Below are 25889 nucleotides of genomic sequence, written 5' to 3' on the forward strand. Positions count from 1 at the left end.
TCTAAAAATAATGTTCCTTCTAGGTAAAGTATTTATAGGTATCAAAACACCAATTTAAATCTTTGACTTAACTGGTTGTACTTCATTAACGTTTATCAGTTTATGTAGCAGACAAAATGTTACCTCTTTCTGCAGTTCCTTTAAAATTAAGTTTTTAAGTTGACTTTTTAGTATCTTTTTCTTGTTCAAGTTTACTAAGAATCTTTTTTACATACATTTCTATTTCTTCTAGGTAAAATGTTGTATGTAACATATGATCTTCTCTCTTGCTGCTAAGGATAATTAACTCTTTCAGATTGTTAAATAAGCTAGATATTTCTCCTTTAGCATTACCAAATATTGTAGCAAAATCTTTACTGATAAGATTAGTACGCTGTAAAAATCTGAAAGAAATTAATATTAATATTCCTTCAATAATAATTAGTGATAGTGTAATTCCTTGATATAACATACTTACTACCTCCCACAATATTTGTAAAAAGGCAGTATGAAATTGATATCAGAAAGAGCCTTATTAAGAATGAAGTTGATTTGACGGATAAGTTTGTTTATCATACATGTAACCTTTTAATTGACTGTAACTAGTTATCATTAGGTTAATTCGTACTAAATCTTTTATATTTTCAGATACCAACTTTGATATAAAGGATTTAGTACAAAACCAAGCTTTTAAAGTTATGAGCAAAAGCAAGGAGTATAGTTTGTTATGCAGTAGATTAAATTATATTTCCTACTCTTTTGCTCATAGGATAATTGTTTATCCTTACTTATAAGTTTATTGTCCCACTTTGGGAGAAAAACCCCGCACTTGCAGTGCGTCGTTTCAACATAAATTTTAAATATCTTATCAAGAAAAGAAAAGATAAGATATTTTTTAACAAAATCTTACACTTCACAGATATATTCTTTTTGTGTTGTGACACTTTCTAAATGAGCCATACACAAATAGTTTCTAACTTTTAAGTTAGTACATACATGAGGCATTCATGCCGTAATATTAAGCTCTGCACTTGCAGTGCAGAGTGGTTAACTAGAATCTTTTTAGGGTGTCAAGTAAAAAACACTCTAAATTTAGAGTGTTTTATATTTATAGTCACCTTTTTGGTTAAAACCCCCAGCTTCAGCTGGGAAAGACTTCAGTCCTTGTTCTAATATTTCAATTCACTATAACTTGAATATATGATATTTTAATATACATAAGAGCAAGCTCTTATGTATATTAAAATATCATATATGACAGATTATAACAAGACTAGCCACACTGTATTTTACCATCGCTTTCATGTTGTTTGGATCACTAAATATCGCTACAAAAGTATTGCAGGGTAACTTATAAGAATTAGGATCAGAGAGACAGCACAGGCATTAGTAATATCTCTTTAGAGTAATAGCGACTTCCAGTCTAGATATCAACCCACCAGCTTCAGCTGGTTGTTATTGAGTCATGCATGGCAATTGTACATCTAATACAAAAATTTTTAAAAAGGAAGCTTTTAGAAAATAGATTAACAAAAAGAGAATTCTCTAGACAAAGTGGTGTGCCGTACAATACACTCTTTCAAATTTTACATGCTTTACGTTCCAATACTAATTTAGTAACTATCATAAAAATTGCTAATTATTTTAGTTGCTCTATTGATGAAGTTGTTGGAAGGAAAAAGTATATTTCAAAAAATAATTATAACAATATTGATATTATTTTAAGTAATTATAACTTTAAGTTACGTAATTTTATTGTTTATAAGATTAAAGAACAAAATTTAAATCCTTATCAATTATCTAAGTATCTTGGATTTAGTGAAACTGTTATTTGGCAATTTATTAATGATGATAAAATTACAAGAACGTTAAATAGTTCTGTTATAGTAGCTCTTGCAGATTACTTCCAAGTTTCTATAGATGAAATGATTGGTAGGGTTAAACATACTACTACTACAGTTAACTCTTCTGATGAAAACTCTGATAAGGATATAGATTTAAATAACTTATAGCAGTTACTATCGTCCTATAGACAAATTGAGTTCTCATGCAACATTACACAAAGATTGTTTTTTAGTTACCAGTTCAATAAACTGGTAATCTAGTTTTTTGGCAATATCTTTAATAACGGAGCCATATTTATTATTAATCCAATCCCTAAGAAAGTTAGTAGGAGCAATTAAAGTCAGTTTTTGTGTGATAACATCCTCCTCTGCAGTTAATTTAGAGAACCAAGCTTTATCAATATGTTCATCAAAATTAGCAATTAACTTTTTTCTTATCTTGTACCAAATAGAATTTGGATTCAATTCTGTTAAAAAGATTTCATCTGGTAATCTTGATGAACCTAATTTTTTATAAGTAGCTGGTAATTGCTGATAAACAATTTTAACATAACCATAAACTATAAAAATAGCTTTTTCTAAATTTTGCTGTTGATAGTTAGTTAATATCAAGTCTTTTGGTAATTTGACAGTACAAGTATTAGCTAAAGTAATACATGCAAATTGTCTAGTAGATAACGATTTTAATGATAATTCAGATAATTCTCTAGTTAGAATTTCATCATTGATATCATCATTTTCAGTAATCACTAAACCAGATTTTATTTGATCATTTTCAGTAAAATTAATGCTTAGTTGATTATCATAATCAATATGAGCAACATCATGCTTTGAAGATAAACTTAATGCACTATCAACATAACAAGTAGAATGATCGAGAACATGATCAAATTTTGTTATGTTGTTTTCTTCAGATAATTCAAGATTTTGGCAAATATCATTTTTTATTTCTAGTTCTTGACTAGTTGTTTGATAGTTGGTTGCATGATAATCAAATTTTCCTTCTGTAAGTATTTGATAAGCTAGTTTTGTCTCAAACATACCAGCTATTTTTTTTCTTAATTGAGAGGAATAGCTGGTATCTATGCTATACTCTACCTCTGTTAGGTATTTTTCTTTTTGTTGCATTTCTAGTTCAGGGTCTGAAACATTGGCGGTAAATCTAAAAGTTTCATGATTAACCATCGGTGCTTGGTGTTTCTCATAACGAAAAGCTTTGCTCATATAAGCAATCATGTGATTGGTACTGGCAAATGTTTTATTAGGATCACGAATATAGAGCTTTAGTAACAACTGGTTAGCAAAGTTATTACTAAACTCTCTACTCGACAATTGGTTTAGTTTATCTACTTGCTCCTTGCTAAGAGGATAGAAGGATTTTAACGATTTAGCTTGAGTTGATGGTTTGTTATAGCTTAGTGATTTATTATGATTTGGAAAGTTGTTTGGAGGGTTAGTAGTTGATACAATAGGTATTTCTGCCATTGTATTTACCAAGCCATTTTCTATTGCAGCATTGATTTGCTCTTCTTCGTCACTTTGCTCGCTCAATTGATTCAGTAGTAGTGTTTTTTCTTGTTCTCCCTTTACTGTTTCTGATATTTCTTCTGTCGCTTTTTGTTTTGCTTCTTCTAAATTATTAGATGTTTCTGTGTCTAGAATAGATTCCTGTGTGTTGATAATAGGAAGAATAGTTTCAATGCTAACTATTTCTTGTTCTTTTTCAATAGGAATTTCTTTTTTTCTTCTTCTAAAGAATTTTTATAAAATTCAGATAACTCAGATAAATTTTCAGATGAAAAATGATTAGTTTTTGTAAAAAAACTTTTTTTGCTATCTATATTATCTAAATCTTTAGTATTTGATATAAAGTATTTATTAATATATTGACTAGAATTGCAAACATATGGGTCAGAATTGGAAACAACGCTTCCAGATGAGGATTTAGCACGATCTTTCACTTCATTTTGCAGTTGTTGTTGTATCATATCTGGTAAGGTAACAGTAATACGCCAAACAGACTTATCATGCAGATTACTATCTTCATCATCATTTTTAACAAAGAAACGTTTTCTAGTGATAAATCCTTTCGTATCTAACTCCTTTAGAGTTGTAGAGATGACAGACTTACTACAGGAGTATTTAGCTTGCAGTTCTTTGTAAGTAGTAGTTAAAGAATAACTATTAGGTGGAGCGACGTAATTAACATAATTATCTGTCTTGATGTTATCAGATGTATACATAAGCATCTCACTTAGTTCTTCAGTATTCTTAGCATAATATTGACTAGTCTCTGTAGTATTATTGTCACAATCTCTATGTTTCAAATAATATCTATACCCTATAGCATAAAAATCTAACCATAAGACTTTTGCATGTTTACTTAAGTAGTTAGAAGAAGTAATAAGTAAAAGTAGATCGTAGTTAAGTTTAATAAACATCTTAGTTCTATCAAGATAAGTTCTTTTATTTTCTAGATTAGGTAAGTAAGCGGCAGAAATACAGTTAGAATATAAAGAAGTATCACTAGAATATGTGCCAATATTAAATCTGTTGGGAGTATTAGCTAAAGAGTTAAAGACTGAATCAGGCAAAGTAGGTGTAATAGTATTTTTCTTATTCTTCCCATCCTTACTTCTGCTTCGATAAATCTCAAAGTAACCAGGAGTTTCGCAGTTAGCAAAATTGCGAATCAGCTAAAAGGCATCTAATGTTGTTCTGAATTGATGTTTTTATAACTTCCCAAGTTTGTTGATATAAAGTAATTTTTTCATTTATCCTCCTTTTGTTCATATCGAGCCAAGCAAATACAGCAAGGCAAATATGATTTCTCTGAGCTCGACCCGTGCGTGCCTGACAGCGTTCAATACCACAAGTTTGTTTTAATTCTCGATGATAAACTTCTATAGACCACCGTGCCTTAACAATTTTCTCTATTTGTTCACGTGTTGGATTTTCTAAGTTAGTTGTTATGTAATCAATGCGACCATTTTTTGCCACAAACTTAAATACCGTAACCCAACCGTATCCACGTAGGTGAATTTTTAGTCCCTCATCAGGAATCTCTAAACTTTCTAAGCTAACATTATGATTAACTTTTCTATTTTTTCTTAGGTTACTAACCCATGTCCAACCTAAATTACGTATATGTTTCAAATTCTCCAAACCGCTATACCACGCATCCATTACTACTGCATCAGGATTGATCCCTCTTTCCTTAGCTAAAGTAAGCATATCACAAAAATGCTCATTCTTTGTTTTTCCATCAGTTTCTTTATCATATATTCTATAATCTACAGGGGTAGATTGATCAGTTTTAGCATTGTAATGCAGTAAGTTGACCATCCCTATACCAGGTATAACATCATGTACAGCTCCAGAATATTGATAATGTACAAGCTCAATTTTCTTACTGTATTGCTTTGACAATAACGTGTCATCTCCCACTAATAAACAAGAAGCTTCCCTATCAATATATTTTGACACTTCTCTGTAGATCCCGCTAGGGCGGAAATCCTTACTATTTAACCATCGACTTGCACTATCATGAGATAGGTTTATTGGACTTACTTCAGATAATGCTTTACCACTATATCTTACGCTACTTGCTTGTAAAAATGATTTATATAAGTCTTTGCTACATTTTGATCTTGCCATGCTTAACTAAAACTCTTTCTTGCTAGATTAACATATTTTTTGCTAAGTGCGAAACTCCTGGTAACCTTTCTGTTCTAAGCTTTGCTGCATGGAAAATATTTCAGCAATGGAACAATCAAGCTTCTCAGCCCATTGTCTTGCAGAAAGAGTTATACTGCGTTGCTTACCTTTATTGTGATTAATGATGCTTAAACTATCAGCTATGGTGTAGAACAGTTTTTCAAGGTCACAGAGATTGGTGGTTGTAAGAATGTGTTCTAGTATGCAGGTGGTAATTGGGGTGTAGGGTTTATTGTCCCACTTTGGGAGAAAAACCCCGCACTTGCAGTGCGTCGTTTCAACATAAATTTTAAATATCTTATCAAGAAAAGATAAGAATGAATCATACAGATATTTTTTAACAAAATCTTACACTTCACAGATATATTCTTTTTGTGTTGTGACACTTTCTAAATGAGCCATACACAAATAGTTTCTAACTTTTAAGTTAGTACATACATGAGGCATTCATGCCGTAATATTAAGCTCTGCACTTGCAGTGCAGAGTGGTTAACTCTCAGTTACTAAGGTGTGTAATGAGGTAAAGTCATGTTTAGTATATTGGGATAGGTTAGTAGGAAAGTATTGATTGCTTAGATTAGGTATAGTGCTATCTATAAGCTTTTCGTGGGATGAAATTTGCATTTCTTGCTCCTTTTGGAGCTAAGAACTAAAAAAAACTTGTTTTTTACCGAGAAAGTATTAGTATATTTTCATAAATGTAAGCGGCTCAAAGCTTTATTTTTCTAATCTCCTCGGTGCTAAGTGAGTCTGTCCTATAGTTTGTGTAAGTTGCAAAGAAAGCAGTAAGAGATTACTGTAAAAAAAGTAACTTAAGCAAGCAAGGAGGAATTATGGCTAAAAAATTAGATACAGATAAAGATACATTAGACATCAGTAATCAGCTAGTAGAAGAATTATTATCAAAAGCAGATCCATCGGAGTTATTTGGTCGAGATGGTTTATTTCAACAGCTAAAGAAGCAAATAGTTGAGAAAATATTAGCAAGTGAGTTGGATCATGAATTAGGATATTCAAAACATAGCAAGATGCCAAAAGTAGATAATAATCGTCGTAATGGTAGCTATGAGAAGACAGTAATTGATGGGGATGGTCGTAAGCTGACAGTAGAAGTACCAAGAGATCGGGAAGGAGAGTATAATCCTCAATTAATACCAAAAGGGCTGAGGAGATTTAATGGATTTGATGAGAAAGTGATATCCCTTTATGGTCGCGGTATGACAGTCAGCGAGATCCGAGGGCATTTAGAAGAAATATATCAAACTGATGTATCTGGTGACTTGATATCCACCATAACAGATGGGGTGATAGAAGAAGTAACTAGGTGGCAAAATCGTTGTTTAGATAGGGTGTATCCAATATTATACTTGGACTGTATCTATGTAAAATCTAGAGACAATCACATAGTAATAAATAAAGCAGTATATTTAGCACTTGCTGTAAATATAGAAGGGAAAAAGGAGTTACTTGGCATTTGGATAGGCAAAAATGAAGGTGCTAAATTTTGGATGCAAGTAGTTACTGAGTTAAAGAATCGAGGAATTGAACAAATTTATGTTGCTTGTGTGGATGGTTTAAAGGGCTTTCCAGAAGCTATAAGCAGTGTATTCCCGAGTACTATAGTACAATTATGTATTGTACATATGGTTCGCAATTCAGTAAAGTATGTGTCATATAAAGATTTAAAAGAGGTCACATCAGATCTAAAACAAATTTATACAGCTAATAATGACGAAATGGCACGTTTAAAACTTCAGCAATTTGGTGTAAAATGGGATAAAAAATATCCGGTAATTTCTGATATTTGGCAACGTAATTGGTCTGGGATAATACCGTTTTTTGCCTTTCCTGAAGAGATCAGAAAGGTAATTTATACTACTAACACTATAGAATCTGTAAATCGTCAAATTAGAAAAATTATCAAAAATAAGGGGGTGTTTCCAGATGATAAGTCAATTCAAAAAATAATATTTTTATCCCTACAAAATGCAGCCAAAAAATGGACCATGCCTATTAAAGATTGGTCTTTAGCTTTAAATCAATTTGAAATACTTTGTGGAGATTTTAAATATGATTTATTGGAAAATAAAAAATGAACTTACACAAATTAAATGATTGACTCTGCTAAGTTTTTTATAAGACTCTTAGCACCTTTTTATTTTTTATATTGTTCTTTATTTGCAATCTTTGCTAATATATCTTCTGTTTTTGTCATCCTTTCTTTTTCTAAAAATTCTCTAGCTGCACGTATTAACCATGCAGTACGGGTAATATAGTTTATAGCACATATTTGATCTATTTCTTCTGTTAAACTTTTAGGAAATTTAATAGTGAAAGCTTGTGTTTCTTCTTTTTTTATTGCCACAGTTTTAAATATATTAGATTTTTTCTTTATATGATTTTAAATATATACATATATTGATCAATTAATATTACTTTTTTAAAGTAAGTGAAAATAAAACTTACTAAGTTATAATAAGTGTTGTTTTACTGCTACAGTTACTTGTTATTATATTCTTTTTTTTGTTAATATCAAATTACAATAGTTTTATAATTTATAAAGTATAAATTATAAAACTATTAAATATAGTAGTTTTTATTAGATGAGTCAGGTACTTAAAAGTGTAAATAATGTCATAAAAATATGGTAATGTCCTTGCATTTTTAAGTAATATATAAATTATAAAATGTACTTTACAAATTGTATAATATTAAATAATATTTAAATTATTCCAATAAGATTATTTTTGATAAAAAATCATTAACTTATTAGAGAAAAATATGAAAACTAAAGTTATTACTCTTACAACAAGTAAAGGTGGAGCAGGTAAATCTACTCTAGTTAGAAATCTAGCTTCTTACTGGATTAATATAGAAATGAAAGTTGTAGTAATAGATGCTGATCCTCAAGGTAGTCTAATTAATAGACATGATCCCAATGGGCTACTTAGTAAATTAGTAGTAGTTGCTGAACCAGAAGAAAATGTATCCAATCTAATTGAAGATTTTCGAGAACAATATAATTATGTGATAGTAGATACTGGTGGTTTTAGAAATAGGACTACAGTAAGAGCTTTGATTTCTACTGACTTAGCAATTATTCCATTAAAACCTTCAGCGGATGATGTAGCGGGAGCGTTAGAAACTTATAATTTAATAAAAGAATTGAATAATACACCGGAGCGTATAGCCTCACCTATAAAATATAGAATGCTTATAACAATGAGTCAGCAAAATACAGTTATTGTTAGGCATGTTAGGTCCGAACTAGAACAATTAGGTTACTTAGTAATGAAATCAGAAATGTATCATAGGGTTGCCTACCCTGAAGCTGTTGTAAATGGACTATCACCGTGTATTACTGATCCTGAAGGACCAGCAGCAAGGGATGTAAATCAAATAGTAAGAGAATTAAATGAGGTATTATAAATTATACTTTATAAAGTATAATTTATAATTAATTAAATATAAGTAATAATATGAGCAGTAAGCAATTAAAGTCAATATTAAGTCAAATACCATCTGCAACAGCACAAGGGGAGAAAGAATATTTTAAAGAAGAGCTGCCAAAAGAAATAATAGGAGCTATTAAGTCAGAGAAATCATTAGAAGAGCTTGATAGAATAGTAGCACAAGTACCTAAAGTTTTAAAAGAAGAAATTAAGCATTATGTTAAAAGCCACAAGGGAGAGACTGAAAGAACAGTAGTTTTAAAAGCTTTAAAACTTATGGGATTTAATGTTCCTAGTAATTGGTTGATTGATAAAAGGTCATTTAGATAAAGTGGTTGATATTTAATCTCAACCACTTGGTTCTGTCGCATATGTTGGACAGTTAACCACTCTGCACTGCAAGTGCAGAGCTTAATATTACGGCATGCATGCCTCATGTATGTACTAACTTAAAAGTTAGAAACTATTTGTGTATGGCTCATTTAGAAAGTGTCACAACACAAAAAGAATATATCTGTGAAGTGTAAGATTTTGTTAAAAAATATCTTATCTTATCTTTTCTTGATAAGATATTTAAAATTTATGTTGAAACGACGCACTGCAAGTGCGGGGTTTTTCTCCCAAAGTGGGACAATAAAAAAAAAGATTGATATAATGATCTAAAAAAGATGTCAAGATGTTTCGTGTTACTGCAAGATTATTACCATATTTCAAAGGATTTTGTTCTTCACCAGAAATAATAATGTTATTTGTCTATATGAAATGCCGATTTTCTTTAAGTTATCGAGATTTGGAAGAAATGATGAGTATAAGGGGAGCAAAAATTGATCATTCTACATTACAAAGATGGGTTATAAGATTTGTACCATTGATAGATCAGATGGTTAGAAAAAGAAAGAAGCCAGTTGGTAGTAGTTGGAGAATGGATGAAAGTTATATTAAATTAAACGGTAAATGGATTTATTTATATAGAGCACTGGATAGTCTTGGTAATACTGTAGACTTTCTGCTACGTAAGCATAGAGACAAGCCTGCAGCACTTGCATTTTTTCGTAAAGCCTTCAGAGAGAATAATTTTCCTGAGAAAGTAGTAATTGATAAAAGCGGTAGTAATACGGCTGCTCTTAATGATTTAAATACAGAAGTTCCTGAAGATTATAAAGTCTCCCCGTCAAAAGTGCTAAAAATTAAGAAAAATTCAAAATTTAATACCTTAGCCAAAAATTCTTGTATAAAACTTGAGAGTTTAATTTTTTTGATTTAAATTTTTGGTATAAAAAGATGATTTTTAGAGAATTTTTGCATGATGATTTATTAACGGTTTTGTAATTATTTGATTATTTCTTTACTGACTAATTTCTATGTAGAAAAATTTGTTTTGAGTAAATAATTCGCAATACACCGTAAGTTCAATCCTACAGCAGAAATTAACGGATTAATGACATCTCCTATTACCCCTTTCAGGTAGTTTCTGCCAACTCTACCATAACTTTTAAGATGCCCTATTATCGGTTCTATAGCACTTCGCCTCTTGAGCATTGCCTTATCATCTGACGATAGTTTCTTCTTGCAATATGGGCTATACACTTTGCCCTTCTCCTTAAAATTATTCCCCTTATAGCCTGAGTCAACAAAGGTTCGTATACTTGCAGCAAAACTGCGTAACACTATCTAATTTTTTTGCTAGTATGAATTTATTGTATAAATTTGGGTTTCTACTATGCAAATATCACCGATTAATCAAAACTTACGCTATGTTTTATGATAAGTGGCTTTGTACTGAGATATTATTAAAATTCTTTACTATGAAAAAATGGCTTTCAGCCAAGGTTTTTAGTCATACTTGAGATAACATAGCGTAAGTTTTGTAATAAAAACTAGTTGAAAAAGTACCAATTATATTATAACATTTGAAATATTAATAATAATGATAATTAATCAAATGAAAAAACCAAAAGTAGCGACCTTAAGTGCTGAAGAACGAGAAGAACTAATACAACATGTCAAGGAAAGTTCATTAACGGGAGATGAACAGCAAACGATAGTAGAACTTGTGAAATTTTGTAATGAGCTAATAGACAAGCTAGCATCATCAAATATCAGTATAAATAAGCTTAAGGAAATGCTGATTGGTTTTAAGGCAGATAACAAAAAAAAGATAGTTCAGATTCATTAAAAGAACCGCCAAGTGAATCTGATAACGGGAATGGTGGTAATGAAGAAGAGTGCGATAAGCCCAAAAAGATAGATCGTAGTAATTGGCAAGGTAAATATGGGTTTGATGATTATAAGGATGCGAATACCAGCTATTTAACTCCTGAGAATTTTTGTAGTGGTGATAGCTGTCCTCACTGTTGTAATGGCAAACTATATAATAGTGAAGCTAGAAAATTGCTACAATTTACAGGTAATGCTCCAATTACAGTCAACAGATATGTAAAGAAAACGCTACGTTGTAATGCTTGTGATTATATAGTTATGAACAATAAAAATATCAACAAATGGACAAATAGTAGCAGAAGTGCAATAGTGTTACAAAAGACCTATGGTACTCCTTTCTACCGTTTATCTAGGCTGCAAAGGAAACTGGACTGATTTTTCAAGACAAATTTTTCACTAATTTTGTTTCCCATTTTACATAATTTTTAAGCTGCATTTTGTAAGTAATCAAGATACACGTTCATCGGTTTTTTATAACCAATACTTGAATGGAATCTTTGATTGTTATATTTATCCATGTATTTATCAATACCATCTTTAAGTTCTGCGATATTTTTAAAATCATTTATAAATATACAATTATATTTTAAAGTTCTAAAAAATCTTTCAATCACAATATTATCAATGCTTCTACCCTTACCGTTCATTGAGATTTGTATATTATTCTCTTTTAGAATTCCCGTATGCTCATGTCCAGTATATTGACTACCCTGATCACTATTGAATATTTGTGGTGCAGGGTATTTATTCAGTGCATCTTTTAATACATCGGTTACAAGTGATGCATCCATAGAATTAGATACTTTATAACTTAGTATTGCCTTACTATGCCAATCTATAATCGCCACAAGATACATAAATCCTCCGTTAGTTCTAATATAAGTAATGTCACCACTCCACACTTGATTAACATAAGGTACATGAATAGTTCTATTCGTTCCTGATTTGTGCCAGTACGGCTCAAGCAAATAGCTATAAATTTTATGTTGACCATCCTTCACAGAAGTAGATTGCTTTTTATGAGGATGAATAGCTTCTATACCCATTATTCCCATATATTTAAGCACCCTATCTCTGCCCACATTAAAGCCGTCTTCCAATAATTGTTTGTATATATAACGATAACCATACTCAGGGTTATCCGTATATATTTCATCTATTCTATTTAAAATATCAAGATTATATAAGCTCATTACTTTAGCTTTATAATATACTCCAGATCTGCTTATCTTTAATAGTTCACATTGCCTTGTCTTTGCTAACGTACTCAGCTTGGGGTCGACAAGACTTTTCTTATTTGATAAGTCCAAGCTGTTTAGCTTTCCCACCGCCCAGTCCCTCTCGACTGTAGCCTTACCTAATGCTTTTGCAAGTTCATCGTTTTGATTCTTAAGTTCACTAATCTGCCCTTTGTACTCACTAACAGCTTTTGCTGGCTCAAATGCCAATGACGCATTATCTAAAAATTGTCGTTTCCAGTTTTGCATAGTTTTAGCCGTTACTTCATATTTGACCGATAACTGACCTATTGTTGATTCTTCTTTTAACATCTCTAATACTATTTTAGTTTTTGCTTCTGCACTAAAATTTTTAATTTGTTTTTTACCCATTTGTTTCTCTTTAATTTTATTTATTATTCTATACTTATTGAGAAACAAAAATACCTGCTTCTTTGTCTAATTTTTTCAGTCCATTATAAAGTTTAAGTGGTGTTCCTGTGGCATATAGCTCGCTCTGGCAACAATATTTAGATGTTTGGCAAGAAGGTGGTGGAGCTGAAATTTACGGGGTATTATTGGAAATGGCTGCCGAATGTAGTTCACTGAACCTTGATGATACTAGAGCTAGGATTTTAGAAATTACTATAGCCAATAAGAAATTACGTACTCAAAATAAGAAAGGACGCAGCTGTTATACTACTACAATATGTGCTAAGACTGCAAATAATGAGGTGATAGTTTTATATTTTACCGGTAATAGGCATGGTGGAGAAAATATAGGTAACGTACTAAAGAATCGTAAGAATAGAACAGATTCTATCCAATTAATGACTGACGCAAGTAACAATAATAACCCGGTATTATCAGAAGCAGATCAAGAATTACTGGCAATAATAGTGATGATCAATTGTTTGTCACATGGTCAGAGAAAATTTACAGAGAATGAACTATATTACCCTGAAGAATGCGGATATTTTCTCAAACAAACACGAGGGATTTACCACAATGAACATCAATGTAAAGAGATGAGTCCTGAAGAAAAACTTGGGTATCATCAGGAACATAGCAGTAAATATATAGAAAACATATATAACAAAATAGACGAATTATTTAACGACAAGAAAGTTGAGCCTAATAGTAGGCTTGGACAAGCTTGATCTGTCAACAGTTTTCCGGACAGTTTGTTTAGGCACATTTTTGCATTTTCTCGTATTGTACAGGTGATAGATAGTCATTAGTTGAATGCATCCTTATACGATTATAAAATACTTCTATATATTCAAATATGGCATATTTTGCTTCCTCCCGAGTCAATCATTTAATTTGTGTAAGTTCATTTTTTATTTTCCAATAAATCATATTTAAAATCTCCACAAAGTATTTCAAATTGATTTAAAGCTAAAGACCAATCTTTAATAGGCATGGTCCATTTTTTGGCTGCATTTTGTAGGGATAAAAATATTATTTTTTGAATTGACTTATCATCTGGAAACACCCCCTTATTTTTGATAATTTTTCTAATTTGACGATTTACAGATTCTATAGTGTTAGTAGTATAAATTACCTTTCTGATCTCTTCAGGAAAGGCAAAAAACGGTATTATCCCAGACCAATTACGTTGCCAAATATCAGAAATTACCGGATATTTTTTATCCCATTTTACACCAAATTGCTGAAGTTTTAAACGTGCCATTTCGTCATTATTAGCTGTATAAATTTGTTTTAGATCTGATGTGACCTCTTTTAAATCTTTATATGACACATACTTTACTGAATTGCGAACCATATGTACAATACATAATTGTACTATAGTACTCGGGAATACACTGCTTATAGCTTCTGGAAAGCCCTTTAAACCATCCACACAAGCAACATAAATTTGTTCAATTCCTCGATTCTTTAACTCAGTAACTACTTGCATCCAAAATTTAGCACCTTCATTTTTGCCTATCCAAATGCCAAGTAACTCCTTTTTCCCTTCTATATTTACAGCAAGTGCTAAATATACTGCTTTATTTATTACTATGTGATTGTCTCTAGATTTTACATAGATACAGTCCAAGTATAATATTGGATACACCCTATCTAAACAACGATTTTGCCACCTAGTTACTTCTTCTATCACCCCATCTGTTATGGTGGATATCAAGTCACCAGATACATCAGTTTGATATATTTCTTCTAAATGCCCTCGGATCTCGCTGACTGTCATACCGCGACCATAAAGGGATATCACTTTCTCATCAAATCCATTAAATCTCCTCAGCCCTTTTGGTATTAATTGAGGATTATACTCTCCTTCCCGATCTCTTGGTACTTCTACTGTCAGCTTACGACCATCCCCATCAATTACTGTCTTCTCATAGCTACCATTACGACGATTATTATCTACTTTTGGCATCTTGCTATGTTTTGAATATCCTAATTCATGATCCAACTCACTTGCTAATATTTTCTCAACTATTTGCTTCTTTAGCTGTTGAAATAAACCATCTCGACCAAATAACTCCGATGGATCTGCTTTTGATAATAATTCTTCTACTAGCTGATTACTGATGTCTAATGTATCTTTATCTGTATCTAATTTTTTAGCCATAATTCCTCCTTGCTTGCTTAAGTTACTTTTTTTACAGTAATCTCTTACTGCTTTCTTTGCAACTTACACAAACTATAGGACAGACTCTTCCTCCCTAGTTTTAAATTTATATTGATAAATTAGTTCTGTTTTTATAGTGTGAAAAAAGCTTTCAGCAACAGCATTATCCCAACAATTTCCTTTACCGCTCATACTCTGTATAATACCATGTTGTTTTGTAAGTTTTGAATGGCTATCAGAACAATATTGACTACCTCTATCAGTATGCCAAATAAGTCCTTTAGGTGGTTTACGTTGCCATATTGCCATTAGCAGAGCATTATTAACTAAATCAGCTTTCATGTTACTATTCATTGACCACCCTATAATTTTCCTAGAAAATAGATCAATAACGGTTGCTAAGTACAGCCAACCTTCTTCAGTTGGAACATATGTGATGTCCCCAACCCAATAACAATTAGCAGCATAGACCTTGAACTTTCTATCCAATAAATTAGGAGCAACTTGCTTATTATGACTAGAATCAGTAGTTGCTTTAAATTTATGTTTGCTTTTACATACTAAACCAGCTTCATTCATTAGCCTTGCAATCCGCTTCCGACTAACAATTATACCGTGTCTAGATAGTTCCTTTTTAATGGGTCTAGATCCATAATTCCTTCTACCTTCTTGAAAAATTGTTTTAATCTTACAGGTTAAAGCATTATCTTCTTTGTCCCTATTGCATTCAGGGGTAGTTAACCATTCATAATAGCCACTACGTGATACTTTCATAAATTTGCACATAATCGCAGTTGAAAAATCACCTTTATGCTTCTTTATCCATGCGTACTTTATTGGGACTCTTTCGCAAAGTACGCGGCAGCCTTTTTTAATAGATCACGCTCCTGCGTTACCCTAGCTAAATCTTTCTTTAATCTTTTTAATTCATCATAGAGATGTTCATCTGTTCGCATTATTGATTCTTTAGGTTTGGAATATTTATCTACCCAAGTATATAGAGTATTTCTAGTAATACCTAACTCTTTAGCTGTTTGTGACACAGGTCGCTTGGACTCAATTGCTAATTTAACTGCTGACTCTTTAAATTCAGCCGGATAAACCTTTGGTTTGCTATTAGTCATTTTTGTACTTCCTTTCTGTTAATATTGTCTCCTATTAACTGTCCGGAAAACTATAACCACATCATCGTCGTAATGGTAGCTATGAGAAGACAGTAATTGATGGGGATGGTCGTAAGCTGACAGTAGAAGTACCAAGAGATCGGGAAGGAGAGTATAATCCTCAATTAATACCAAAAGGGCTGAGGAGATTTAATGGATTTGATGAGAAAGTGATATCCCTTTATGGTCGCGGTATGACAGTCAGCGAGATCCGAGGGCATTTAGAAGAAATATATCAAACTGATGTATCTGGTGACTTGATATCCACCATAACAGATGGGGTGATAGAAGAAGTAACTAGGTGGCAAAATCGTTGTTTAGATAGGGTGTATCCAATATTATACTTGGACTGTATCTATGTAAAATCTAGAGACAATCACATAGTAATAAATAAAGCAGTATATTTAGCACTTGCTGTAAATATAGAAGGGAAAAAGGAGTTACTTGGCATTTGGATAGGCAAAAATGAAGGTGCTAAATTTTGGATGCAAGTAGTTACTGAGTTAAAGAATCGAGGAATTGAACAAATTTATGTTGCTTGTGTGGATGGTTTAAAGGGCTTTCCAGAAGCTATAAGCAGTGTATTCCCGAGTACTATAGTACAATTATGTATTGTACATATGGTTCGCAATTCAGTAAAGTATGTGTCATATAAAGATTTAAAAGAGGTCACATCAGATCTAAAACAAATTTATACAGCTAATAATGACGAAATGGCACGTTTAAAACTTCAGCAATTTGGTGTAAAATGGGATAAAAAATATCCGGTAATTTCTGATATTTGGCAACGTAATTGGTCTGGGATAATACCGTTTTTTGCCTTTCCTGAAGAGATCAGAAAGGTAATTTATACTACTAACACTATAGAATCTGTAAATCGTCAAATTAGAAAAATTATCAAAAATAAGGGGGTGTTTCCAGATGATAAGTCAATTCAAAAAATAATATTTTTATCCCTACAAAATGCAGCCAAAAAATGGACCATGCCTATTAAAGATTGGTCTTTAGCTTTAAATCAATTTGAAATACTTTGTGGAGATTTTAAATATGATTTATTGGAAAATAAAAAATGAACTTACACAAATTAAATGATTGACTCGCAGGTATACAAAGGTTCTTGCTACTTCAACTCCTGTTAATTCTTTTACAACCTCTACAGTCTCCGATAATGTATGACCATCATATGGATTGCCATGAAAAGATTTTGCCCCTAATACAAAGTTACCCCGACCACTTACTGCTATCGAAACCTTATTACCAAACTCGTATGGCTTGTTTAATTTCCCTTTACCAATGCACTCTACCTCCGGTGCATGAAAACTATATAATATTTTATAGTCACCTTTTTGGTTAAAACCCCCAGCTTCAGCTGGGAAAGACTTCAGTCCTTGTTCTAATATTTCAATTCACTATAACTTGAATATATGATATTTTAATATACATAAGAGCAAGCTCTTATGTATATTAAAATATCATATATGACAGATTATAACAAGACTAGCCACACTGTATTTTACCATCGCTTTCATGTTGTTTGGATCACTAAATATCGCTACAAAAGTATTGCAGGGTAACTTATAAGAATTAGGATCAGAGAGACAGCACAGGCATTAGTAATATCTCTTTAGAGTAATAGCGACTTCCAGTCTAGATATCAACCCACCAGCTTCAGCTGGTTGTTATTGAGATTGCTTGGCATATGTTTCATTTAACTTGATGCCTAAGGCATGACATAGCTTTACTAGCTCTATTCTTGCCTTGTCCATCAAATACACATCATGGGGATACTTAATATTCTTAATTTGTACAGTAGTATCAACGATTATCGATGCTAAGTCTTTTTTTTTACTACACCTGCTTTGCATCCGATTCTTATCAGCTCTTTTAATATCTCATTGTAGCCATCTTCTCCTAATATAGTACGAAACCAACGGATACTAGCTTCTGATATTTCAGCATCTTTCTGCAAATATTCCCAACCACAAAAATACTGCCAATATACGTTCTCTATTAACTCTTCCTCAGTTGCTGCATCTGACAGGTTATACATCGCTTGCAGCATAGTCACCCCAAGTAACAGGCGGTGACATCTGCGATTCCTACCAAATTTCTTAATATCAACATTCGCTGACAACCATTCCTCTAAACTAGACCAATTTATTAATGATCTTAATTTATATAATTTATTGTCCCACTTTGGGAGAAAAACCCCGCACTTGCAGTGCGTCGTTTCAACATAAATTTTAAATATCTTATCAAGAAAAGATAGGATATTTTTTAACAAAATCTTACACTTCACAGATATATTTTTTTGTGTTGTGACACTTTCTAAATGAGCCATACACAAATAGTTTCTAACTTTTAAGTTAGTACATACATGAGGCATTCATGCCGTAATATTAAGCTCTGCACTTGCAGTGCAGAGTGGTTAACTATTGTGGTTTAATTCTTCGGTCAGTTTGTAACCAAAAAGCTGTCCTTGTCTTTGCAACTTTGTTATATTTTCTATCGGCATTAATCAGATAATCCTTAAGTTTTTTGCCAATATTATAGCTTTTTCTTATGGATTCTCTATATATTTTTATCTGCTAAGTATATTATATATTATCCTTCTAGACTTTTGACGGGGAGACTATAAAATTAAGGTTATTCAGAAAAAATACCTAAATAATCTTGTAGAACAAGATCATAGGTTTATCAAAAAACGAACAAAGCCAATGCTTGGTTTTAAGAACTTTCATTCTGCAGAAATGACTATTACCGGTATAGAAAATGTTCGTATGATGCAAAAAAGACAAATAATTGGAGCTAATGATAATCTTTCTACTTTTGAGAATTTTACCATGTTAATGGTATCATAATGTCCAAAATATGAGTTTCGATGATTTTGATATAACACGATTTATAGATACGACAGAACCTCTATAAATCATACTACAGCAAGATTGTTAAAACTAAGGTTTTAGACATTATGATGCCATTAACATAGCAAAATTCTCAAAAGTAGAAAGATTATCATTAGCTCCAATTATTTGTCTTTTTTGCATCATACGAACATTTTCTATACTGGTACATAAGGTAATTTCTTTGTGGTGCTATTGTCTACTGTTATATCGAGTTCTTTACGAATATGTCTAAATAATTCTCTCAAGTAATTATAATCTGGTTGTTCCTTTTTTAAATCCTTCAAAAAGTATTTGGCTTTTTCTCTTACAGGAGTACGGTTTATTATTGTCATCGGTAATACCCCGACCCAGCTTGCGAATATATTAATATACGTTGGTTAAAATCAATTGGGAACAAACCGTATGGATTAATATGCGTTGAAAGTAACGGTGTTAATGCCCTGTAATCTTCAGGAGTCAGTTTGTTTCGCCAGTGAGGCTCAGATAATACTTGCTGAATAAGAAGAGTATTAATATAGACAATACAAGCTTGTAATAAATGTAGACATAATATTGATAATTCTTGATCACCAATCTTGTTTGTTGTGAGCTCTCCTAGTTTCCCATAGAAAATAAAATCCATTATATAATTTAAGCGTTCTACTACATTCAACCCTTCATTGATTTCAATTCTAAGATCTTCTGAATCTAGGTATTTACATAGAAAAATACTTTTATTTGCTTTACCAATTTCTAACAAAGTTCTATATACAGGATGTTCGTAATTATTATTACTAAAACGTTTTACTAGTACATCAGGTTCTACAATACCCAATTTTAATGCTACAAGATGTTTAACAACTTCATTGTAATTCTCCTCAATTAATTTCCAATTGATACCACCTTTAATTATTTCAGAAATATATTGGTATTTCCATTTATCTCCAGATGCAACCCCATAAAGTTTTTGTTTATTTATTGCTTTTAATCTAGGTAGTAAATCAAAATCAAGTAAGTAGCTAATAGCAAAACCTATCCCACTTTGACCATGAGTATCAACAAATACTCTGTTCATGTTCATCTCTGTATCATGATCAATTATACCTTTAATCATTGATCCTACTTCTGAAGATGAACAACTTTTTAATTGTGAATAAATACATAATGATTTCTTATCAACATGCCAATAAATCATTACTCCTCGACCTTGATAACGGTGATGCCACTCATTAATAAGATTTTGATCCCAACTACTTATCTTTGTTGAATCGCATGCTACTGATGTTGTTGCTTCTCCCCAAATATCTGCATTACGTATTTTGAGAATATTGTTAATAATTAGACGAATAGAGTTTCTAACATTTGTAGCATTAATATACCTCTTCTTAATATAACGTAAATCGCTGTAATTAACATCACCATTGGCAATACTTATTCTCTTCAATCCTGTATTGCTACCTATACCATATAAACACAATAAAAGTCTTTTTCTAAGGCCTGACGGTTCAATACTACTACTTTTAGCAATAGTTTCCATTTGCTGTGTAAAATTGGTAAGTAGATCAGTTTCTTTTAAAATATCAATAAGGTTTATACTTGACCACCTACCTGTAATTTCCTTTTGTAGTGCAATGATGTTATTTGGATCTTTTTGTGCTTCTGATGGGGTAATAGTAATATTCTTCCCAACAGTACTTGTCTTGATTTTAACAAGATTATTATTAGGTATTTTGCTATTTAGATTTTCTAAACCCCTTTCTAAGGCATTTTGTAACTTTGTAATAAACTCCTTATCATCTAAAGGTAGACCAAGTTCTTGATAATATTGTTGCTTTTTTTGTTCAAAATCTTTTGGTATATCTTCTTCAGGATTTCTATATCGATAACTTCTTTTAATCCATATTGCTTTGAAGTTTAAAAAACGCTTCAATTCTTCTAAAACGGCAAGCTCATAGTTATATTTATTAACTTTAATCACATCTTTATCTACTTGAACAACCATTGGATGCCAATTTGTAGGTATTATACCTTCAATAGGCGGCTCCGTTTCATAATACTCTGAGTCTGATTCATTCCAGTACTTATTAATAAATTCAACAGCTTTTAAAATCGGTTGATAACTAGAGTGATCTTCTTTTAACTGAAAAGTTTGTAGTATTGGTAGTAGTGTGGTTCTACTTCCATACGCATACTTTAAATGAATCTTATTTTGTACCTGTTGTTGATACCATTTACCGCGTTGCTGTAAATCAGTAATTATTGCTTCTAGTTTTTCTTTAGAAACTTCAGGGTAAATCTTATCTTCAATTGTACTTTTAGGATTGTTAATTGATAAAGATGCTAATTTCTCTAGAATATCAAATTTTCCATCAACACGCTTAACCTCCTTTACAATATAGTTATCTACGTATTTTTCAGAACTAGAACGCATACGTTTTATAAGCTTAATTAATGTATCAGCTAAACTATCTAATATTAGCTGCAATCTTATATAACAGAATATTGCCATAGTCGCATATTTTGCCACAGGGCTAAACTCTAAAATATTACTAGGCGATAAAGCCATGATACGATCATAATATTTCAGCAGTAATTTTCTATCTACTAAATCTACAATCGATTTGGGCAAAGTAATTTGTTTTAATAAAGCGATCTTATCCAAAGCAAAATTAACATTTTTTAGCCTAACCCCGGGTATATCATTTTTCAACTCTGATAATTCTATAATACCATTCTTTGACTGTTCGTTTTGTTCAAGGATTTGGTCAATCAAATAACAGTTATCTTGACTTAAACTTTTAAATATCTTTTCAAAAAGTTTTTGTTCAAATTGATGCTGTGCTGAAGCAACATAACGATCCAACTATTTTTTCTTGAATAGTACAATTTTATTTTGGTCAAAAAATAACCTAGTCTGCTCCATTAATAATTCATTAGATGGATAATGAGGTAGAATATTATTTGTTAGATATTCTGTAAATATTAAAACGAAACTGGACTGATTTTTCAAGACAAATTTTTCACTAATTTTGTTTCCCATTTTACATAATTTTTAAGCTGCATTTTGTAAGTAATCAAGATACACGTTCATCGGTTTTTTATAACCAATACTTGAATGGAATCTTTGATTGTTATATTTATCCATGTATTTATCAATACCATCTTTAAGTTCTGCGATATTTTTAAAATCATTTATAAATATACAATTATATTTTAAAGTTCTAAAAAATCTTTCAATCACAATATTATCAATGCTTCTACCCTTACCGTTCATTGAGATTTGTATATTATTCTCTTTTAGAATTCCCGTATGCTCATGTCCAGTATATTGACTACCCTGATCACTATTGAATATTTGTGGTGCAGGGTATTTATTCAGTGCATCTTTTAATACATCGGTTACAAGTGATGCATCCATAGAATTAGATACTTTATAACTTAGTATTGCCTTACTATGCCAATCTATAATCGCCACAAGATACATAAATCCTCCGTTAGTTCTAATATAAGTAATGTCACCACTCCACACTTGATTAACATAAGGTACATGAATAGTTCTATTCGTTCCTGATTTGTGCCAGTACGGCTCAAGCAAATAGCTATAAATTTTATGTTGACCATCCTTCACAGAAGTAGATTGCTTTTTATGAGGATGAATAGCTTCTATACCCATTATTCCCATATATTTAAGCACCCTATCTCTGCCCACATTAAAGCCGTCTTCCAATAATTGTTTGTATATATAACGATAACCATACTCAGGGTTATCCGTATATATTTCATCTATTCTATTTAAAATATCAAGATTATATAAGCTCATTACTTTAGCTTTATAATATACTCCAGATCTGCTTATCTTTAATAGTTCACATTGCCTTGTCTTTGCTAACGTACTCAGCTTGGGGTCGACAAGACTTTTCTTATTTGATAAGTCCAAGCTGTTTAGCTTTCCCACCGCCCAGTCCCTCTCGACTGTAGCCTTACCTAATGCTTTTGCAAGTTCATCGTTTTGATTCTTAAGTTCACTAATCTGCCCTTTGTACTCACTAACAGCTTTTGCTGGCTCAAATGCCAATGACGCATTATCTAAAAATTGTCGTTTCCAGTTTTGCATAGTTTTAGCCGTTACTTCATATTTGACCGATAACTGACCTATTGTTGATTCTTCTTTTAACATCTCTAATACTATTTTAGTTTTTGCTTCTGCACTAAAATTTTTAATTTGTTTTTTACCCATTTGTTTCTCTTTAATTTTATTTATTATTCTATACTTATTGAGAAACAAAAATACCTGCTTCTTTGTCTAATTTTTTCAGTCCATTATAAAAAACAGTTATGGTTTTAGACCAAAGCGATCTGCGGCGGATGCAATTGAACAATGCTGTAATTGCTTGTGCAGGAAAAACTCAGCCTCGTGGATATTTGAGGGTGATATTAAATCCTTCTTTGATCAAGTGAGTTTTAACTGGCTAGAAAATAATGTTCTTATGGATAAAGTCATCCTTAAGAAATTTTTACGAGCTGGTTATATAGAAAAGGCTAGTTTAGTAGCAACAATTCAAGGAGTACCTCAAGGTGGGATAATTTCACCAAGCCTTGCACTGATAGCCCTATCGAGGTTAGAAGAGAGACTTGCCAAATATTTCAAAAGGAATCGTGGAAAAATCCATGCGATTATCTACGCTGATGATTTTGTTATTACTGGCGAGTCAAAGGAAATATTGGAAAATGAAGTCATACCACTAGTGAAAAACTTCTTGGCTGAACGTGGGCTACAATTATCACTCGAAAAGTCTCGTATTACTAATATAAGTCAAGGATTTGAGAGCCTTTCTAATTAAGTGTGTAAATTTTTCATAGGGCTTAAATTCTACCTTCAAATTTTATCAAAAAGTGAGCCATAGCTGCGTTCCAGTTTGGAATCGGCATAACCCATTTCTTGGTCATATAATCAATTGCCAAATACAAGGTCTTAAAAACGGCATTATCATTTGGAAAAACCCGTTTATTCTTAGTAACCTTACGTAATTGGCTATTGACAGATTCTACACTATTAGTTGTGTATATTACTTTCCTTATCGCCTCAGGGTATCCTAGAAAAACCATTAAATTTTCCCAATGAACATACCAAGATTTAGCAATTTGTGGATACTGTTTACTCCATTTAGCTTCAAAAGATTCTAAAGCAAGATGTGCTTCTTCCTCTGTGCTAGCAGTATATATAGGCTTTAAATCAGCCGCTAATTCTTTTCGGTCTTTATATGATACATATTTTAAACTATTTCTAATCTGATGTACAATACATAATTGATGTTCGGTTTTCGGAAAAACTGCTTCTATTGCCTCAGACATACCGGTTAAATTATCACTGCAAGCAATAAGCATGTCTTGCATACCTCTGTTCTTCATCTCAGTAAAATTACCAAGCCAAAATTTCGCTCCTTCATTTTCACTGATCCACAATCCTAAAATATCCTTCCTTCCAGATAAATCAATACCTAATGCTACATATACAGACTTATTGATAATTCGTTTATCTTGACGTACTTTTACTACTAAACAGTCAAAAAATACTATAGCATATACTCGATCCAATGGTCGGCTTTGCCATATCTTGACATCCTCAATTACATCATCAGTAATTTGACTTATCAAACTTTCGCTAACGTCAGCTCCATACAATTCTTGCATTTGAATCTTAATATCAGATAAGCTCATTCCTTTAGCGTATAATGATATTATTTTATCATCAAATCCTTCAATACGTCTTTGACGCTTCGGAATTAATGCAGGTTCAAATGTACTACTTCTATCCCTTGGAACCTCAATCTCTACAACTCCATTATTTGTTACTAGATTCTTTACATTCCTACCATTACGAACATTATCACTATCAGTATGACAATATTTATCATATCCTAAATGATTATTCATCTCTGACTGCAATGCCTTCTCTACAAGCCGTTTGGTTAATTGTTTTAATAAACCATCCTCTTTAAGTAATGTTGATATATCTGTATCATTATTTATTAATAAATCTATCGCTTGATTCATTGCTTCATTTTGTTTTTGGTGCATTATAATTTCTCCTTTTGTTATATTATATTTTTATATAACCTTTGAAAAATTTACACACTTATTTGTACAGAGCCGGATTTGATTTTCTTGGTTTTCATATTCGTAAATACGGTAAGAAGTTAAAATTTCTTACGAAGCCTACAAAGGCTTCTGTAAAGTCTTTTCTCGCTGATATCAAAGCTACAATCAGAACTAACTTTGGATCAACAACAGAGGACTTGATCCGACTGTTAAACCCAAAGATGATTGGTTGGAGTAACTACTACAGGAGTTTCGCAGTTAGCAAAATTGCGAATCAGCTAAAAGGCATCTAATGTTGTTCTGAATTGATGTTTTTATAACTTCCCAAGTTTGTTGATATAAAGTAATTTTTTCATTTATCCTCCTTTTGTTCATATCGAGCCAAGCAAATACAGCAAGGCAAATATGATTTCTCTGAGCTCGACCCGTGCGTGCCTGACAGCGTTCAATACCACAAGTTTGTTTTAATTCTCGATGATAAACTTCTATAGACCACCGTGCCTTAACAATTTTCTCTATTTGTTCACGTGTTGGATTTTCTAAGTTAGTTGTTATGTAATCAATGCGACCATTTTTTGCCACAAACTTAAATACCGTAACCCAACCGTATCCACGTAGGTGAATTTTTATACCAATTGCAATAATTAACGCAGTGTTATAAAATGGGTTTTTAACTGATAAAAGGTAATCAAATAGCTAGGTTAATATTACCGC

The 25889-nt window shown here is 31.8% G+C and carries 28 protein-coding genes and 5 pseudogenes; 13 read left to right on the top strand and 20 right to left on the bottom strand.

The window, feature by feature from the left end:
- Window positions 1-154: 154 nt before the first annotated feature.
- Both AAHN00_RS01930 and AAHN00_RS01935 read right to left on the bottom strand, forming a co-directional pair.
- A complete protein-coding gene (locus AAHN00_RS01930) occupies window positions 155-451 on the bottom strand; it encodes a hypothetical protein (RefSeq protein WP_342271956.1) in 297 nt (98 codons plus the stop codon).
- Between the two features lie 316 nt (window positions 452-767).
- Entirely contained in the window at window positions 768-923 is a 156-nt protein-coding gene (locus AAHN00_RS01935) for a hypothetical protein (RefSeq protein WP_342271957.1), read from the bottom strand.
- Between the two features lie 525 nt (window positions 924-1448).
- Between AAHN00_RS01935 and AAHN00_RS01940 the strand changes: the two genes are divergently transcribed.
- On the top strand, window positions 1449-1991 hold the full coding sequence (locus AAHN00_RS01940; RefSeq protein WP_342271958.1) for a helix-turn-helix transcriptional regulator: 543 nt from the start codon (window positions 1449-1451) through the stop codon (window positions 1989-1991).
- 33 nt (window positions 1992-2024) lie between these two features.
- On the opposite strand, the gene AAHN00_RS01945 is transcribed toward AAHN00_RS01940, so the two are convergent.
- The 4 genes from AAHN00_RS01945 to AAHN00_RS01960 form a co-directional block, all read right to left on the bottom strand.
- A complete protein-coding gene (locus AAHN00_RS01945) occupies window positions 2025-3374 on the bottom strand; it encodes a DnaA N-terminal domain-containing protein (protein WP_342271959.1) in 1350 nt (449 codons plus the stop codon).
- 155 nt (window positions 3375-3529) lie between these two features.
- Window positions 3530-4417 (bottom strand): hypothetical protein, encoded by an 888-nt coding sequence (locus tag AAHN00_RS01950; protein ID WP_342271960.1) that lies wholly within the window; start codon window positions 4415-4417, stop codon window positions 3530-3532.
- Between the two features lie 82 nt (window positions 4418-4499).
- On the bottom strand, window positions 4500-5480 hold the full coding sequence (locus tag AAHN00_RS01955; protein ID WP_342271025.1) for a transposase: 981 nt from the start codon (window positions 5478-5480) through the stop codon (window positions 4500-4502).
- A gap of 257 nt (window positions 5481-5737) precedes the next feature.
- Entirely contained in the window at window positions 5738-5926 is a 189-nt protein-coding gene (locus tag AAHN00_RS01960; RefSeq protein WP_342271961.1) for a hypothetical protein, read from the bottom strand.
- Window positions 5927-6373: 447 nt separating this feature from the next.
- Between AAHN00_RS01960 and AAHN00_RS01965 the strand changes: the two genes are divergently transcribed.
- A complete protein-coding gene (locus tag AAHN00_RS01965) occupies window positions 6374-7636 on the top strand; it encodes an IS256 family transposase (RefSeq protein ID WP_342270914.1) in 1263 nt (420 codons plus the stop codon).
- A gap of 59 nt (window positions 7637-7695) precedes the next feature.
- Here AAHN00_RS01965 and AAHN00_RS01970 read toward each other — a convergent pair whose 3' ends face one another.
- Entirely contained in the window at window positions 7696-7905 is a 210-nt protein-coding gene (locus AAHN00_RS01970) for a hypothetical protein (RefSeq protein ID WP_342271962.1), read from the bottom strand.
- Window positions 7906-8321: 416 nt separating this feature from the next.
- Here AAHN00_RS01970 and AAHN00_RS01975 point away from each other — a divergent pair, with 416 nt between their 5' ends.
- The 4 genes from AAHN00_RS01975 (at window position 8322) to AAHN00_RS01990 (ending at window position 10256) form a co-directional block, all read left to right on the top strand.
- Entirely contained in the window at window positions 8322-8969 is a 648-nt protein-coding gene (locus AAHN00_RS01975) for a ParA family protein (RefSeq protein WP_342271963.1), read from the top strand.
- Between the two features lie 50 nt (window positions 8970-9019).
- Window positions 9020-9322 carry a hypothetical protein gene (locus AAHN00_RS01980; protein ID WP_342271964.1) on the top strand — a complete coding sequence of 101 codons (303 nt, stop codon included), beginning with the start codon at window positions 9020-9022 and terminating at the stop codon, window positions 9320-9322.
- Between the two features lie 159 nt (window positions 9323-9481).
- Entirely contained in the window at window positions 9482-9655 is a 174-nt protein-coding gene (locus AAHN00_RS01985) for a hypothetical protein (RefSeq protein ID WP_342271965.1), read from the top strand.
- A 13-nt stretch (window positions 9656-9668) separates the two neighbouring features.
- Window positions 9669-10256 carry an IS6 family transposase gene (locus AAHN00_RS01990; RefSeq protein ID WP_342271966.1) on the top strand — a complete coding sequence of 196 codons (588 nt, stop codon included), beginning with the start codon at window positions 9669-9671 and terminating at the stop codon, window positions 10254-10256.
- A 119-nt stretch (window positions 10257-10375) separates the two neighbouring features.
- Here the strand turns inward: AAHN00_RS01990 and AAHN00_RS01995 are convergent.
- Window positions 10376-10531: pseudogene (locus AAHN00_RS01995) on the bottom strand (IS5/IS1182 family transposase); the annotation flags it as partial.
- A gap of 403 nt (window positions 10532-10934) precedes the next feature.
- On the opposite strand from AAHN00_RS01995, the gene AAHN00_RS02000 reads away from it, so the two are divergent.
- Together AAHN00_RS02000 and AAHN00_RS02005 are read left to right on the top strand one after the other, a co-directional pair.
- Window positions 10935-11168, top strand: a complete 234-nt coding sequence (locus AAHN00_RS02000; protein WP_250310741.1) for a hypothetical protein — start codon at window positions 10935-10937, stop codon at window positions 11166-11168.
- A gap of 215 nt (window positions 11169-11383) precedes the next feature.
- Window positions 11384-11587 carry a hypothetical protein gene (locus tag AAHN00_RS02005; protein ID WP_342271968.1) on the top strand — a complete coding sequence of 68 codons (204 nt, stop codon included), beginning with the start codon at window positions 11384-11386 and terminating at the stop codon, window positions 11585-11587.
- A gap of 50 nt (window positions 11588-11637) precedes the next feature.
- Here the strand turns inward: AAHN00_RS02005 and AAHN00_RS02010 are convergent, their stop codons facing one another.
- Window positions 11638-12822 (bottom strand): IS3 family transposase, encoded by a 1185-nt coding sequence (locus AAHN00_RS02010; protein ID WP_342270912.1) that lies wholly within the window; start codon window positions 12820-12822, stop codon window positions 11638-11640.
- A 107-nt stretch (window positions 12823-12929) separates the two neighbouring features.
- On the opposite strand from AAHN00_RS02010, the gene AAHN00_RS02015 reads away from it, so the two are divergent.
- Complete coding sequence (locus AAHN00_RS02015; protein WP_342271969.1) at window positions 12930-13589, top strand: IS66 family transposase; 660 nt, start codon at window positions 12930-12932, stop codon at window positions 13587-13589.
- A gap of 28 nt (window positions 13590-13617) precedes the next feature.
- On the opposite strand, the pseudogene AAHN00_RS02020 reads toward AAHN00_RS02015, so the two are convergent.
- The 4 genes and pseudogenes from AAHN00_RS02020 to AAHN00_RS02035 form a co-directional block, all read right to left on the bottom strand.
- A pseudogene (locus tag AAHN00_RS02020) lies at window positions 13618-13743 on the bottom strand (IS3 family transposase); the annotation flags it as partial.
- Between the two features lie 22 nt (window positions 13744-13765).
- Window positions 13766-15028 (bottom strand): IS256 family transposase, encoded by a 1263-nt coding sequence (locus tag AAHN00_RS02025; protein WP_342270914.1) that lies wholly within the window; start codon window positions 15026-15028, stop codon window positions 13766-13768.
- 72 nt (window positions 15029-15100) lie between these two features.
- Window positions 15101-15904, bottom strand: a complete 804-nt coding sequence (locus AAHN00_RS02030; RefSeq protein ID WP_342272719.1) for an IS3 family transposase — start codon at window positions 15902-15904, stop codon at window positions 15101-15103.
- Window positions 15862-16152: a transposase gene (locus tag AAHN00_RS02035; protein WP_342270937.1), complete on the bottom strand. Its 291-nt coding sequence runs from the start codon at window positions 16150-16152 to the stop codon at window positions 15862-15864. Before AAHN00_RS02035 ends, AAHN00_RS02030 begins: the two co-directional genes overlap by 43 nt.
- Window positions 16153-16226: 74 nt before the next feature.
- Between AAHN00_RS02035 and AAHN00_RS02040 the strand changes: the two are divergent.
- Window positions 16227-17264 (top strand): annotated as a pseudogene (locus AAHN00_RS02040) (IS256 family transposase); the annotation flags it as partial.
- A gap of 60 nt (window positions 17265-17324) precedes the next feature.
- Here the strand turns inward: AAHN00_RS02040 and AAHN00_RS02045 are convergent.
- The 3 genes and pseudogenes from AAHN00_RS02045 to AAHN00_RS02055 all read right to left on the bottom strand — a co-directional run.
- Window positions 17325-17531 (bottom strand): annotated as a pseudogene (locus tag AAHN00_RS02045) (IS5/IS1182 family transposase); the annotation flags it as partial.
- A gap of 339 nt (window positions 17532-17870) precedes the next feature.
- On the bottom strand, window positions 17871-18056 hold the full coding sequence (locus AAHN00_RS02050) for a hypothetical protein (RefSeq protein WP_342271970.1): 186 nt from the start codon (window positions 18054-18056) through the stop codon (window positions 17871-17873).
- Window positions 18023-18532 carry a transposase gene (locus AAHN00_RS02055; protein ID WP_342271971.1) on the bottom strand — a complete coding sequence of 170 codons (510 nt, stop codon included), beginning with the start codon at window positions 18530-18532 and terminating at the stop codon, window positions 18023-18025. Before AAHN00_RS02055 ends, AAHN00_RS02050 begins: the two co-directional genes overlap by 34 nt.
- A 295-nt stretch (window positions 18533-18827) precedes the next feature.
- On the opposite strand from AAHN00_RS02055, the pseudogene AAHN00_RS02060 reads away from it, so the two are divergent.
- Window positions 18828-19052 (top strand): annotated as a pseudogene (locus AAHN00_RS02060) (DDE-type integrase/transposase/recombinase); the annotation flags it as partial.
- A gap of 373 nt (window positions 19053-19425) precedes the next feature.
- Here the strand turns inward: AAHN00_RS02060 and AAHN00_RS02065 are convergent.
- A complete protein-coding gene (locus AAHN00_RS02065) occupies window positions 19426-21939 on the bottom strand; it encodes a Tn3 family transposase (protein ID WP_342271972.1) in 2514 nt (837 codons plus the stop codon).
- Between the two features lie 189 nt (window positions 21940-22128).
- Window positions 22129-23313 carry an IS3 family transposase gene (locus AAHN00_RS02070; RefSeq protein WP_342270912.1) on the bottom strand — a complete coding sequence of 395 codons (1185 nt, stop codon included), beginning with the start codon at window positions 23311-23313 and terminating at the stop codon, window positions 22129-22131.
- An 85-nt stretch (window positions 23314-23398) separates the two neighbouring features.
- On the opposite strand from AAHN00_RS02070, the gene AAHN00_RS02075 reads away from it, so the two are divergent.
- Window positions 23399-23917: a reverse transcriptase domain-containing protein gene (locus AAHN00_RS02075; RefSeq protein ID WP_342272720.1), complete on the top strand. Its 519-nt coding sequence runs from the start codon at window positions 23399-23401 to the stop codon at window positions 23915-23917.
- Window positions 23918-23939: 22 nt separating this feature from the next.
- On the opposite strand, the gene AAHN00_RS02080 is transcribed toward AAHN00_RS02075, so the two are convergent.
- On the bottom strand, window positions 23940-25154 hold the full coding sequence (locus AAHN00_RS02080; protein WP_342270921.1) for an IS256 family transposase: 1215 nt from the start codon (window positions 25152-25154) through the stop codon (window positions 23940-23942).
- A gap of 62 nt (window positions 25155-25216) precedes the next feature.
- On the opposite strand from AAHN00_RS02080, the gene AAHN00_RS14955 reads away from it, so the two are divergent.
- Window positions 25217-25468: a group II intron maturase-specific domain-containing protein gene (locus tag AAHN00_RS14955; protein WP_410521467.1), complete on the top strand. Its 252-nt coding sequence runs from the start codon at window positions 25217-25219 to the stop codon at window positions 25466-25468.
- Here the strand turns inward: AAHN00_RS14955 and AAHN00_RS02085 are convergent.
- Window positions 25434-25820 carry a transposase gene (locus AAHN00_RS02085; protein WP_342272721.1) on the bottom strand — a complete coding sequence of 129 codons (387 nt, stop codon included), beginning with the start codon at window positions 25818-25820 and terminating at the stop codon, window positions 25434-25436. The two genes, AAHN00_RS14955 and AAHN00_RS02085, sit on opposite strands and share 35 nt — an antisense overlap.
- Between the last annotated feature and the right edge of the window lie 69 nt (window positions 25821-25889).

This window comes from Candidatus Tisiphia endosymbiont of Parasteatoda lunata (genome assembly GCF_964030955.1).
Taxonomy (GTDB): domain Bacteria; phylum Pseudomonadota; class Alphaproteobacteria; order Rickettsiales; family Rickettsiaceae; genus Tisiphia.

Coding starts and splice junctions, on each gene's coding strand:
- AAHN00_RS01965 (WP_342270914.1), top strand. CDS start 6,374: ATGGCTAAAAAATTAGATACAGATAAAGATACATTAGACATCAGTAAT.
- AAHN00_RS01930 (WP_342271956.1), bottom strand. CDS start 451: ATGTTATATCAAGGAATTACACTATCACTAATTATTATTGAAGGAATA.
- AAHN00_RS02035 (WP_342270937.1), bottom strand. CDS start 16,152: ATGACTAATAGCAAACCAAAGGTTTATCCGGCTGAATTTAAAGAGTCA.
- AAHN00_RS01940 (WP_342271958.1), top strand. CDS start 1,449: ATGGCAATTGTACATCTAATACAAAAATTTTTAAAAAGGAAGCTTTTA.
- AAHN00_RS01955 (WP_342271025.1), bottom strand. CDS start 5,480: ATGGCAAGATCAAAATGTAGCAAAGACTTATATAAATCATTTTTACAA.
- AAHN00_RS02055 (WP_342271971.1), bottom strand. CDS start 18,532: ATGGCTCATTTAGAAAGTGTCACAACACAAAAAAATATATCTGTGAAG.
- AAHN00_RS01990 (WP_342271966.1), top strand. CDS start 9,669: ATGTTTCGTGTTACTGCAAGATTATTACCATATTTCAAAGGATTTTGT.
- AAHN00_RS01980 (WP_342271964.1), top strand. CDS start 9,020: ATGAGCAGTAAGCAATTAAAGTCAATATTAAGTCAAATACCATCTGCA.
- AAHN00_RS02010 (WP_342270912.1), bottom strand. CDS start 12,822: ATGGGTAAAAAACAAATTAAAAATTTTAGTGCAGAAGCAAAAACTAAA.
- AAHN00_RS02070 (WP_342270912.1), bottom strand. CDS start 23,313: ATGGGTAAAAAACAAATTAAAAATTTTAGTGCAGAAGCAAAAACTAAA.
- AAHN00_RS02050 (WP_342271970.1), bottom strand. CDS start 18,056: ATGCAAAGCAGGTGTAGTAAAAAAAAAGACTTAGCATCGATAATCGTT.
- AAHN00_RS02000 (WP_250310741.1), top strand. CDS start 10,935: ATGAAAAAACCAAAAGTAGCGACCTTAAGTGCTGAAGAACGAGAAGAA.
- AAHN00_RS02080 (WP_342270921.1), bottom strand. CDS start 25,154: ATGCACCAAAAACAAAATGAAGCAATGAATCAAGCGATAGATTTATTA.
- AAHN00_RS02025 (WP_342270914.1), bottom strand. CDS start 15,028: ATGGCTAAAAAATTAGATACAGATAAAGATACATTAGACATCAGTAAT.
- AAHN00_RS01975 (WP_342271963.1), top strand. CDS start 8,322: ATGAAAACTAAAGTTATTACTCTTACAACAAGTAAAGGTGGAGCAGGT.